10 protein-coding genes and 1 other RNA gene are annotated in these 11044 nt (G+C 70.6%); 7 read left to right on the top strand and 4 right to left on the bottom strand.

The genetic code is table 11. The annotated features are described in order from the left end of the window. The first annotated feature begins 15 nt into the window (after positions 1 to 15). Positions 16 to 1119: an FAD-binding oxidoreductase gene (locus HC022_RS01035; protein ID WP_167451009.1), complete on the top strand. Its 1104-nt coding sequence runs from the start codon at positions 16 to 18 to the stop codon at positions 1117 to 1119. Then, positions 1116 to 2042 carry an NAD(P)-dependent oxidoreductase gene (locus tag HC022_RS01030; RefSeq protein ID WP_167451008.1) on the top strand — a complete coding sequence of 309 codons (927 nt, stop codon included), beginning with the start codon at positions 1116 to 1118 and terminating at the stop codon, positions 2040 to 2042. The genes HC022_RS01035 and HC022_RS01030 overlap by 4 nt, the downstream gene beginning before the upstream one ends. Positions 2043 to 2395: 353 nt before the next feature. Here the strand turns inward: HC022_RS01030 and HC022_RS01025 are convergent, their stop codons facing one another. Beyond that, positions 2396 to 4168: a DNA polymerase III subunit gamma/tau gene (locus HC022_RS01025; RefSeq protein ID WP_167451007.1), complete on the bottom strand. Its 1773-nt coding sequence runs from the start codon at positions 4166 to 4168 to the stop codon at positions 2396 to 2398. A 96-nt stretch (positions 4169 to 4264) separates the two neighbouring features. On the opposite strand from HC022_RS01025, the gene HC022_RS01020 reads away from it, so the two are divergent. The 3 genes from HC022_RS01020 (at position 4265) to HC022_RS01010 (ending at position 6298) form a co-directional block, all read left to right on the top strand. After that, entirely contained in the window at positions 4265 to 4516 is a 252-nt protein-coding gene (locus HC022_RS01020) for a hypothetical protein (protein WP_167451006.1), read from the top strand. A 434-nt stretch (positions 4517 to 4950) separates the two neighbouring features. After that, positions 4951 to 5787, top strand: a complete 837-nt coding sequence (locus HC022_RS01015; RefSeq protein ID WP_089954101.1) for a neutral zinc metallopeptidase — start codon at positions 4951 to 4953, stop codon at positions 5785 to 5787. A gap of 1 nt (position 5788) precedes the next feature. Then, the gene (locus tag HC022_RS01010) at positions 5789 to 6298 is read left to right on the top strand and encodes a dual specificity protein phosphatase family protein (RefSeq protein WP_167451005.1); all 510 of its coding nucleotides are present in this window, start codon (positions 5789 to 5791) and stop codon (positions 6296 to 6298) included. 612 nt (positions 6299 to 6910) lie between these two features. Here the strand turns inward: HC022_RS01010 and ffs are convergent. Together ffs and HC022_RS01000 are read right to left on the bottom strand one after the other, a co-directional pair. Beyond that, positions 6911 to 7009: signal recognition particle sRNA small type (gene ffs / locus HC022_RS01005), an RNA gene on the bottom strand. Between the two features lie 68 nt (positions 7010 to 7077). Next, complete coding sequence (locus HC022_RS01000; protein ID WP_167451004.1) at positions 7078 to 9057, bottom strand: bifunctional 2',3'-cyclic-nucleotide 2'-phosphodiesterase/3'-nucleotidase; 1980 nt, start codon at positions 9055 to 9057, stop codon at positions 7078 to 7080. A 200-nt stretch (positions 9058 to 9257) separates the two neighbouring features. Between HC022_RS01000 and nudC the strand changes: the two genes are divergently transcribed. Next, positions 9258 to 10223 (top strand): NAD(+) diphosphatase, encoded by a 966-nt coding sequence (nudC, locus tag HC022_RS00995; RefSeq protein WP_167451003.1) that lies wholly within the window; start codon positions 9258 to 9260, stop codon positions 10221 to 10223. Positions 10224 to 10278: 55 nt separating this feature from the next. Next, a complete protein-coding gene (locus HC022_RS00990) occupies positions 10279 to 10749 on the top strand; it encodes an SRPBCC family protein (RefSeq protein ID WP_167451002.1) in 471 nt (156 codons plus the stop codon). Between the two features lie 10 nt (positions 10750 to 10759). Here HC022_RS00990 and HC022_RS00985 read toward each other — a convergent pair. Continuing rightward, positions 10760 to 11044, bottom strand: a 285-nt coding sequence (locus HC022_RS00985; protein WP_167451001.1) for an ATP-binding cassette domain-containing protein, incomplete at its 5' end; no start/stop codon positions are given.

Here is an 11044-nt window from a genome sequence, read left to right as displayed (position 1 = left end):
GCGAACGGAGGGCGCATGGCTGACATCATCGTGATCGGCGGCGGCATGGCCGGCATGAGCGCGGCGGCGGCCCTGTCCGCGGAGGCCGACGTGCTGCTGCTGGAGACCGAGCCGGGGCCGGGGCGCCACTCCACCGCGCGCTCTGCCGCGATCTTCATCCGAAACTACGGCAACGCCGCGCTGCGGGCGCTCAGCGACGAGGCCGTGGGCTTCTTCGAGGCGCCGGACCTCGACATCGACGCGCCGCTGCTGACCCCGCGCGGCGAGCTGATGGTCGCCACCGAGGCCGAGATGCCGGTGCTCGAGGACTACCTCGCCGGCAGCGCCGGGCTCGAACGGTTGACCGGCGCCGAGGCCGAGGCGATGGTGCCGATCCTGAAGCCGGACCTCGTGGCGGGCGGGGTCTACGAGCCCGACGCCCGGGACATCGACGTCGACATGATGCTGCAGGGCTACCTGCGGCGGTTGAAGGCCAACGGCGGCACGCTGCGGACCAACGCGGCGGTGACCGGGCTGAGCCGCGGCGGCGGGCTCTGGCAGGTGACGGCGGGGGGCGAGATCCACACCGCGCCCATCGTCGTCAATGCCGCCGGGGCATGGGCCTCGGAGGTGGCGCGCATGGCGGGTGCGCAGGATATCGCGATCACCCCGCACCGGCGCTCGGCGGCGGTGATTCCCGCGCCCGACGGCCAGCCCTGCGCCGGCTGGCCGCTCTTCGGCTCCATCGCCGAGACCTGGTACGCCAAGCCCATGGGCGGCCAGCTCATGGTCAGCCCCGCCGACGCCGACCCGGTGCCGCCGCAGGATGCATGGCCCGACGACATGGTGCTGGCCGAGGGGCTGCACCGCTTCGAGACCGCGGTCACCATCCCGGTGACGCGCATGGTCTCGAGCTGGGCCGGTCTGCGCAGCTTCGCGCCCGACAAGACCCCGGTCTGCGGCTTCGACACGGGCGCCGAGGGGTTCCTCTGGCTGGCGGGGCAGGGCGGCCACGGCATCCAGACCGCGCCGGCGCTGGCGGGGCTCGCCCGGGCGCTCTGTCTTGGCGAAACGCCCGCGCTCGACGCTGCCACCTGCGCCGCGCTCGCGCCCGCCCGTTTCGCGGCGGCCGCGGCATGAGCGCAATCTACGTCACCGGCAGCTCGGGCGTGCTGGGCTTCGAGCTGCTCGACCACCTTTCGGCGGCGCTGCCGGGCAGGGTCACCGGCGTCGCCCGCAAGCCGCTGCCGCTCCGCGCCGAGACGCTGGCGCAGATCGTCACGCCCGCTGTGCTGACGCCGGACTGGCTGCCCGGAGAGGAGCGCTCGGCCACCATCGTGCATTGCGCCGGCCTCGCCAGCCCGCGCGTGCCCTTCGCCCGTTTCGAGGACCTCAGCCGCCGCGAGATCGAACCGCAGGCCGCCTTTGCCGAGGCGCTGGTGGCGCGCGGCTGGGCGGGGCATCTCGTCTATGTCTCCTCCGCCGGGGTCTACGGCGACACCGACGACCTGCCGATCCCGGAGACCGCGCCGCTGGTGCCGAAATCCTTCTACACGCTGCAGAAGACCGCCACCGAGCAGGCGCTGCGGATGCTGGCCGAGCGGCACGGCTTCAGGCTCACGGTGCTGCGCCTCGCGAATGCCTACGGCTCGCCGCTCGCGGGCCCGGGCTTCGGCGTGGTGACGATCCTGCTCGAGGCGCTGCGCAGCGGCGCGCCGTTTCGGCTGTTCGGCACGGGCGAGAGCCTGCGGGACTACCTGCACGTGGCGGATTTCACCCGCGCGGTGGAGCGGGTGGTGACCGTGGACCTGCCCGAGCGGGTCACCACGCTGAACCTCGGCACCGGTCAGGGCACCTCGCTGGCACGGCTGGTGGCGCTGGTGCAGGAGGTGACAGGGCAGAGCCTCGACCTGCGGCGCGAGCCGCTGGAGAACGAACTGAAATCGAGCGTGCTCGACATTTCCCGCGCCCGCGCGCTTCTGGGCTGGAGCCCCGAGATCGGCATCGAGGACGGCCTGCGCCGCGCCGCCGAGGTCTACGCCCGGAGACCCGCGACCGACTGAGCGTGGTTTTCAATTGTCAGGACGACATGCGCCGCGTGCGTGGCCCGGCCTTCGGCCCGGTGCGTGGCTCCGGCGTCCGCTCGACAGAGGCGTGGTTCGACACCCACGCGACGGCGGCCTGGCCCGAGTCGACACGACGAAGGCGTGGTCCGTCCTCCAAAGGAGAGAGGCGCGCCTGAACTCCATGCGTCGGCGGTAGCCAGCGATCCAACCGGCGGCAGGGCCCTCGGAAACCCGCACGTCCATGGGCCCGCAGATACCCGTCTGCCACAGGGTTGCGCAGCCACCCGCGCCCCAGAGGTGCCAGCACACGCCGGCCTGTCGCCGGCGCCCCCCCGGCCGGGCAAAAGACATCAGTCTTCCTCGAACGGGTCCCACTCGTCCTCGACCTCGGGCAGAGCCTCGGCGGTGGCTTCCTGCATCGCGGCCTCGGGGGTGCGGATCTCGACGATCTCGGCGCTGGGGAAGGCGGCGATGGCGGCCTGTACCAGCGGGTGCACCGTGGCCTCGGCCTTCATCGCGAGCTCGGCGGCGTGGTTCTTTTCGTAGACCGTCGGCGTCTCGCAGCCGTTCACCACCGAGACCCCCCAGCGGTTGCCGGTCCAGCGCTGCAGCGCGCTGCCGAGTTTCTGCGCGAGATCGGCGGGCGCGTTGTCGGTCGGCGTGAACTCGATCCGGCCGGGCTGGTAGGCCGCGAGCCGCACGTGCCGCTCGACCTGCGCCAGAAGCAGCCCGTCGCGGTTGGCGCGGATCAGCTCGATCACGTGCTCGAAGCTCGGGAAGCGCGCCAGCGCTCCGTCTGCGGCCAGCGCCAGAACCGTGTTGCCCTGCGAGGCGACGGGGCCCGACGGCCCGGGACCGGGGTGGGTCTGTTGCGGATGGCCCATCGCTTGCGTCGCGGCACCGCCGGGCGCCTGCGCGTAACCACCGCCACCGCCACCGGGACCGGGCGGGGGCGGCGGGGGCGTGTCCTGCAGCCGGCGGATCAGCTCCTCGGGCGAGGGCAGCTCGGCCACGTGGGTCAGCCGGATCACCGCCATCTCGGCGGCCATCATCGCGTTGGGCGCCTGCGCCACCTCGTCGAGCGCCTTGAGCAGCATCTGCCACATCCGGGTCAGTGCCCGCATCCCGAGGTTCGCCGACAGCGCCTGTCCGCGCGCGCGCTCGTCTGGCGAGATCGTCGGATCCTCGGCCGCCTCCGGGGTGATCTTCACCACCGACACCCAGTGCGTGAGCTCGGCCAGATCGCGCAGCACCGCCAGCGGGTCAGCCCCGTCGGCGTATTGCTCGGAGAGCTCGGTCAGGGCGCCGGGCGCGTCGCCGCGCATGATCTTCTCGAAGAGATCCATCACCCGGCCTCGGTCGGCGAGCCCCAGCATCGCCCGCACCTGCTCGGCCGTGGTCTCGCCCGCGCCATGCGAGATCGCCTGGTCGAGCAGCGAGGTCGCGTCGCGGGCCGAGCCCTCGGCGGCGCGGGTGATCAGCGCCAGCGCGTCGTCGGTGATCTCGGCGCTTTCGGAAGCGGCGATCTTGCGCAGCAGCGCGATCATGACCTCGGGCTCGATGCGGCGCAGGTCGAAGCGCTGACAGCGCGACAGCACCGTCACCGGCACCTTGCGGATCTCGGTGGTGGCGAAGATGAACTTCACGTGCGCCGGCGGTTCCTCAAGCGTTTTCAACAGCGCGTTGAAGGCCGAGGTGGACAGCATGTGCACCTCGTCGATGATGTAGATCTTGTAGCGTGCCGAGGCCGCCCGATAGTGCACGCTGTCGATGATTTCGCGGATGTCGCCGACGCCGGTGTTCGACGCCGCGTCCATCTCCATCACGTCGACGTGGCGGCCTTCCATGATCGCCTTGCAATGCTCGCAGACGCCGCAGGGCTCGGTGGTGGGGCCGCCCTCGCCGTCGGGGCCGATGCAGTTCATGCCCTTGGCGATGATCCGCGCCGTGGTGGTCTTCCCGGTGCCGCGGATGCCGGTCATGATGAAGGCCTGGGCGATCCGGCCAGCCTTGAACGCGTTCTTCAGGGTGCGCACCATGGCATCCTGTCCGACGAGATCGGCAAAGGTCTCGGGGCGGTACTTGCGGGCGAGGACCTGATACTTCGGGCTTTGCTCGGACATTGGGGCCTGTTGCGGTGATGGACCGGGCCAAGGTATGCGCCCCGCCGCCCGAGGTAAACCGGCGTACGCAGAAAAGCCGATTGCGCGCCCGAGGTCATGTCTGACCTGCTGGGCCAGCGCCCGGACCTGTCGCACGTCAACCGCTGCGGCGGCACGCTGCTGTCGACGACCCTGCACGGCTCGGAGAACGCGCCGGACCGCGACGGGGCCGACCACATCGCCCGCCTCGAGCTGGCGCTGCACGCGGGCGTGGCCCTGCCGCGCAGCGCGATCCGCAGCGCCGGGCGCGATGACGTGGCGGCCTTCCTCCAGGACTGGGTCGAGGCACATCCGGGGCAGGCCGTCTGACCCGACGAGGGGCTTTGGCGCGCGGTCGTTCCACGAAGGCGCGGCCGCGCGTGACGGAGGCGCTGTGCTGTAGCGGAGGCGCTGTGCTGTGACGGAGGTCCTGTTTCGCTGTGGCAGGGCCACGCTGGGGGCCGCTCCGTCAGAATCGCTGTGGCAGGCTGGCCGAACGTGGTCACCGTCTGCATGTCCGCGACGCGCCTGCGAGCGGCCGACGCAATTCCTCGCCCCGTCTCCGGCGAGATCGCCCAAACCGCCTCGGGTGCGATATCCCGACCCTCCGCCGCCGCACTATCCGGCCCCGCCGCGGGCGGGAAGGCCCGGCACGGCGCTGGCGGGGCGGGATCCAAACCGTCCCCTGCGCGTTCGTTGTCTATTAACGCTACGCCACGGGGGGGCTATGATCCCCTCGAGCCATCACCAGAAAGGGTCGCCGGATGCGTCTCAGGGGAGTTCGTCGCAGCAGCAACGTCGAGGATCGCCGTCGCAGGTCGGGAGGGGGCGGGATCGCCCCGATCGGAGGCATCGGCCTCCTGGTGGTGCTGGCCATCGGATATTTCGCCGGCATCGACGTCACCCCGCTGCTCGGCGACCTGTCGGGCCAGAGCGGCGCCCCGCGCCAGATCAGCGCCGAGGAAGAGCGCGCCGCCGAGTTCTCGTCGCAGGTGCTCGCCACCACCGAGGAGGTCTGGACCCAGATCTTCCCCGAGCAGGTCGGCCGCAGCTACGCGGCGCCGGTGCTGGTGCTCTTCTCCGGGCAGACCCAATCGCCCTGCGGCGGTGCGAGCGGCGCCACCGGCCCGTTCTACTGCCCGATCGACCAGAAGGCCTATCTCGACACCGAGTTCTTCGCCACGCTCTCGCGGCAGCTTGGCGCCTCGGGGGATTTCGCCTCGGCCTACGTCATCGCGCACGAGGTCGCCCATCACGTCCAGAACGAGCTCGGCATCCTTGGCAAGGTCGACGAGGCCCGGCGCAGCTCCGGCCAGACCCAGGCCAACGCATTGACCGTGCGGCTTGAGCTGCAGGCCGATTGCCTCGCCGGGGTCTGGGCGACCCACGTGGACGGGCTGCTCGAGCCCGGCGACATCGAAGAGGCGCTCAACGCGGCGCGGATGATCGGCGACGACCGGCTGCAGCGGCGGGCGGGGCAGGTGCCGCAGCCGCACACGTTCACACACGGCACCTCGGAACAGCGCGCGAGCTGGTTCGCACGGGGCTACGATTCGGGCGACATCCGGGCCTGCAACACCTTCTCCGCGGAACAGCTCTGAGATGATCCTCCACGCGCTCCCAGTGGCCGGCGGCATCCTCGCCATCTCGCCGCTGCCGGGGGCCGGAGGCGATTTCGCCGGAGACGCGGCCCATCTGGCCGAATGGCGCCCCGCGATGGTGCTGACGCTGACCTCGGCGGCCGAGATGGCCGCCGCCGGGGCGTCGGGGATCGGGCACCACGTGCAGGATCACGGCGCCCGCTGGGAGCATCTGCCCATCGTCGATTTCGGTACGCCCGACGAGGCGTTCCTCGCCCGCTGGCCGAAGGTCAGCGCGCTGGCGCGGAGTGCGCTGAGCGGGGGCGGGCGGGTGCTCGTGCATTGCCGGGGCGGTTGCGGCCGCTCGGGCATGGTGGCGCTGCGGCTGATGATCGAGGCGGGTGAGGCACACGACGACGCGCTGGCGCGGCTGCGCACGGTGCGGCCCTGCGCCGTCGAGACAACCGCACAGATGCACTGGGCCATGTCGGCCCCGCGCCAGGCGGCGCTGTTCCTGCGCCGAGGCGACTGACGGAGCCGGTCACTGCGACACAGAGGTCGGCGCGCTGGCGTGATGCGTGCGGCAGGGCGCGCGCAGGGGCGTTTCTGAGGTGCGGGGAGTCAGGGGCCGGGCTTCTCGGCGTTGAAGCCAGCGCGCAGAGGACTGGGATGGCGGCTCCGCATCTTTCAGCGGTGTTCCTGCGCCACGAAGCTTGAGGGGCTGGGCGCCTGCATTGCCAACGCCATGGCGCTGGCGCACTGTCCGCGGGCGGCACCGTGTCACGCGGCGGTGTCTCTGCGTTTCCGAATGTGAAGAGCGAGGTCTGCGATACCCACGGGGATCTCGGGCGACAGCGCGGCGCGCACCATCTGAGCGCCGCACGGGAACGCAGCGCTGGGAGATCGCGGAGGGCTGAGGCAGGTAGATCGATGCCGCGGTCATCCGCAGCGGCACGGCTGTTGCAGCGGGGGGACCTGGATGCAGCGGGGGACTTGGGGGCAGCGGGGACTTGGGGGCAGCGAGATTCTTCTGGCGAAAAATCCCGCCTGGCGCCATCGGGCGGCGGCAGTCGATCTGGGGAAGATGGCTGATGCCGCAGTCTGGCGCATGGGCCGTCCGCCGGCAGGCGGGCTTGCCCTGTTGAGGTGAGAGGCTGGACAACGACCCAAGCGGGGCTCGTTACGGCTGCTTCCTTCCGGACCTGACCGGGTTGGCGAGGTGCCTGCCCGCGCCAACCTCTCGACCCCTCACTTAGGGGCATTGCGACGGATTCGCAACCCCGGCGCCGTCGGTGACGCCGGGTCGCGTGATCAAAGCGTGATGCGGTAGAGCGCGAAGCCCTCGGGGGTGTCGCCGGCCTCCTCGATCGCAAGCCCCTGCAACCCGTCGGCATAGGCACGGGCCCCCGGTCCGGTCTCGAAGAGCACGGTGGTGCCGGGCATGGGCGCAAAGCTCCAGTTGCCGTCGGCGCTGGGATTGATGGTGCCCTGCTCGACGATGTAGCGCACGATCACGTCGCGGTTGGTGTCCGGGGCCTCGAAGATCACCGTGTCGCCCATGGCGCCGGGGAAGTTGCCGCCGCCCGAGGCACGATAGTTGTTGGTGGCGATGACGAATTCCATGTCGGGGGTGACCGGCGCGCCGTCGAACATCAGCTCCTTGATGCGATTGGCGTCGGGATTCGCGAGCTCGCCCTTGGCGGCGAATTTCGACGGCTCGGAGAGATCGATCTGGTAGGTCACCCCGTCGATCACGTCGAAATTGTAGCTCGGGAACTCGGGGTTCAGCAGCGTCGCGTCCTGCGCACCGGGCTCGATCTGGTTGAACATGCCGGCCGAGCGTTCCAGCCAGTCCTTCACCTGCGCGCCGGTGACCTTCACCGCGCGGACGGTGTTGGGGTAGAGGTAGAGGTCGGCGACGTTCTTGATCGCCACGTCCCCGGCCGGCACGTCGGTGTAATAGTCCGGGCCGCCCCGGCCACCGGACTTGAAGGGCGCCGCCGCCGAGAGGATCGGCAGCCCCTCGTACCCGGTCCCCGCCAGCATCTGCTTGATGTACCATTCCTGCGCGATCGACACGATCTGCACCGACGGGTCGTCCGCCACCAGCGCGAAGTAGGAGTAGAGCGGCGCCGAGGTCTTGCCGACCGGGCGCCGCACGTAGGCCAGCGTCTCCTCGTGTTCCTGCGCCGCGGCCGCCAGCACCTCGGCGTCGTCCTCGACCAGCGCGGTGACCGAGCGGTCCTCGTTGCGCTGCGAGATCGGTCGCGCCTCGGAGCTGGTGGAGACCACGCGCCAGCCGTCGCCGTCGCGCTCGAGCAGCAGGTCGATGAGCCCCATGTGCGAGCCCCAGAACCCGCCCATCACCGCGGGCGTGCCGTGGATGGTGCCGGCGTCGAGGTCGATGGCCTCGCGGTCGGCGTAATCGGCCGAGGGGAAGACGAGGTGGCTGTGCCCGGTCATCACCGCGTCGATGCCCTCGACCCCGGCGAGCGGCACGCTGGCGTTCTCCATGCCTTCCTCGTACTGCGCCGCGCCGATGCCCGAATGGCTGAGCGCGATGACGATGTCGGCGCCTTCCTCGATCATCTGCGGCACGTAGGCCTGCGCGGTCGCGACGATGTCGCGGGCGGTGACGTTGCCCTCGAGGTGCTTGCGGTCCCAGTACATCACCTGCGGCGGGGTGAAGCCAATGACCCCCACGCGGATCGGGTGGGTGTTCCCGGCGCCGTCGGTGAGCTCGCGGTCGAGGATCACGTAGGGCTTGAACAGCGTCTTGTCCTCGCGGGGCGAGGACCCGGCCTCGGTCGCGATATTGGCGAGCACCACCGGGAACTCGGCGCCCGCGGTGGATTTCATCAGGAAGTCGAGCCCGTAGTTGAACTCGTGGTTGCCGATGGTGCCGGCGTCGTAGCCCACGGCGTTCATCGCGGCGATCACCGGGTGCATGTCGCCCTCCTTCATGCCGCGCTCGTAGGCGATGTAGTCGCCCATCGGGTTGCCCTGCAGGAAGTCGCCGTTGTCGAGCAGCATCGAGTTGGTGGCCTCGGCCCGGATGCCACGGATGATCGAGGCGGTGCGCCCGAGCCCCACGGTGTCGACCGGTTTGTCGGCGTAGTAATCGTAGGGATAGACGTGCACGTGCAGGTCGGTGGTCTCCATGATCCGCAGGTGCGCCTGGTTCTGGGCGGCATTGGCGGAATAGGGATGCAGCGCGATCAGGGCAGAGCCTGCGGCCGAGCCCGCCAGGAAGGTGCGGCGGGTGAGATCGGAAGGACGGATACGGGGCATGGCAGCTCTCCTCTGGGCAGGTGCCTTGGTGCGGTGACCGCTGGGGCCGGGATCCGGGGAGGGCCGGCCCGCCAGACCTCAACTCAACCGGAAGGATAGGCTTCGCGCAAGAGGCAGGTTTCGCGGCAAGCGGTTTGCCACCCCGCGCGAGCCGTGTCATGCAAGCCTCCGAGACTGGTGTGCGTGATGCGGGGCGGGACATGAGACATGCGGAAGAGGTGACGTTCGGAGGCTCGGGGCTCGACCGCGCGGCCGAGCTGCGGGGCGACATCCCGGCGATGGCGGCACTGGTGCAGGCCGAGGGCAGCCGGACCATCGCGCTCTGGCGCGGCAAGGTGCTGGTGAGCGGCGACGAGAGCGCCACGCTGGTGCGCCTGCCGCTCGAGCACACGGTGTTCGACGGCGCCGCGACTGCACCGATCTTCCTCGGGCGCGAGGAGGGCGAGGCGATCTTCGCCCGCGACCTGTCGGAATGGCAGCCGGACGAGGGCGCACCGGGGGCCGAGGGCTTTCTCGACAGCTCCGAGCAGGTGCACCCGGCCTGCACCGGCGACCAGCGCTTCGTCGAGCTGCGCGCCCTGCTGAACCGGCTGGGCCCGCGCGATGCCGAGCTTGGCGCCACGGCGTGGGCGCTGTTCACGTGGCATGGCGCGCACGGCTTCTGCGCCCGCTGCGGCGCGAAGAGCGAGGTCGCCCAGGCGGGCTGGCAGCGGGTTTGCCCGTCCTGCGGCACGCCGCATTTCCCGCGCACCGATCCGGTGGTCATCATGCTGGTGACCCGCGGCAATTCCTGCCTGCTGGGCCGCTCTCCCGGTTGGCCAGAGGGCATGTATTCCTGCCTCGCGGGCTTCGTCGAACCCGGCGAGACGCTCGAGGCGGCGGTGCGCCGCGAGGTCTGGGAGGAGGCGGGCGTCGAAGTCGGTGCGGTCTCCTATCTCGCCAGCCAGCCCTGGCCCTTCCCGGCGTCGCTGATGATCGGCTGTCACGGCATCGCCGAGAGCGAAGAGATCACCATCGACCCCAACGAGATCGAGACCGCCCGCTGGGTCACGCGCGAGGAACTCGTCGCCTCTTTTGCCGGAACCAACCCGTCGATCCAGCCCGCAAGGCGCGGATCCATCGCGCATTTTCTGCTGCGCAACTGGCTTGCGGACCGGCTGGATTGAAGCAAGACTGGCGGCCAACCACAACATCGAAATGATGGGGCAGAGGACCGGGCAGATGGAGTTTTCCACACGCGAGGACATCGAGGCGCCGCTGGACCGGGTCTTCGCCCAGGCGACGGATTTCGACCAGATCGAACGGCAGGCGATGCGCCGCGGGGCAGAGGTGCGCCGGCTCTCGGGCGACCACGCGGCCCCCGCCGCGGGCATGGTCTGGCTCGCCTCGTTCCGGTTTCGCGGCAAGGCGCGCGAGGCCGAGGTGACGCTGGTCGAGTACGACCCGCCCAACGGCATGGTCTACCAGACCGTGATCGGCGGGCTCGAGACCCGAAGCACCATCGACTTCGTGGCGCTCTCGCGCAGCCGCACCCGGGTCGGCGTGAAGATCGAGCTGCTGCCGCGCACCCTGTCGGCGCGGCTCATGGTGCAGTCGATGAAGCTTGCCAAGGGCACAATCGACAAGCGCTTCCGGGTGAAGATGGCGGAATATGCCAACCACCTCGAAGACCGGCTGAAGCGCGAGGGCTGAGCCTGTCGCGTCAGTCATCCCGTCGTCCCAGCAGGATGACCCGCCCACCCGCCGCCTCGGCGTCGGCGGCATCATGCGTCACCAGCAGAACCGGCAGGCCCTGCGATTGCGCACGCTCGAAGACCAGCGCGCGGATCTGGCCGCGCAGCCCGGCGTCGAGCCTCGAGAACGGCTCGTCGAGCAGCAGCGCGCGGGGCTCGGCCAGCAGGGGGCGCATCAGCGCCACCCGCGCCTTCTGACCGCCCGAAAGCGTCGCCGGATCGCGTCCCGCAAAGCCCGCCATGCCGATCTCGGC

Origin of the sequence: Salipiger sp. HF18 (genome assembly GCF_011806505.1) — a bacterium.
Taxonomy (GTDB): domain Bacteria; phylum Pseudomonadota; class Alphaproteobacteria; order Rhodobacterales; family Rhodobacteraceae; genus Salipiger; species Salipiger thiooxidans.
The sequence above is the reverse complement of the archived record's forward strand: the minus strand, read 5'-3'. Positions and strand labels throughout refer to the sequence as shown.

Excerpts from the sequence above, each read along its gene's own strand:
- HC022_RS01020 (WP_167451006.1), top strand. The coding sequence starts at position 4,265 with ATGTCTGACCTGCTGGGCCAGCGCCCGGACCTGTCGCACGTCAACCGC.
- HC022_RS01030 (WP_167451008.1), top strand. The coding sequence starts at position 1,116 with ATGAGCGCAATCTACGTCACCGGCAGCTCGGGCGTGCTGGGCTTCGAG.
- nudC (WP_167451003.1), top strand. The coding sequence starts at position 9,258 with ATGAGACATGCGGAAGAGGTGACGTTCGGAGGCTCGGGGCTCGACCGC.
- HC022_RS01035 (WP_167451009.1), top strand. The coding sequence starts at position 16 with ATGGCTGACATCATCGTGATCGGCGGCGGCATGGCCGGCATGAGCGCG.
- HC022_RS01010 (WP_167451005.1), top strand. The coding sequence starts at position 5,789 with ATGATCCTCCACGCGCTCCCAGTGGCCGGCGGCATCCTCGCCATCTCG.
- HC022_RS01015 (WP_089954101.1), top strand. The coding sequence starts at position 4,951 with ATGCGTCTCAGGGGAGTTCGTCGCAGCAGCAACGTCGAGGATCGCCGT.
- HC022_RS00990 (WP_167451002.1), top strand. The coding sequence starts at position 10,279 with ATGGAGTTTTCCACACGCGAGGACATCGAGGCGCCGCTGGACCGGGTC.
- HC022_RS01025 (WP_167451007.1), bottom strand. The coding sequence starts at position 4,168 with ATGTCCGAGCAAAGCCCGAAGTATCAGGTCCTCGCCCGCAAGTACCGC.
- HC022_RS01000 (WP_167451004.1), bottom strand. The coding sequence starts at position 9,057 with ATGCCCCGTATCCGTCCTTCCGATCTCACCCGCCGCACCTTCCTGGCG.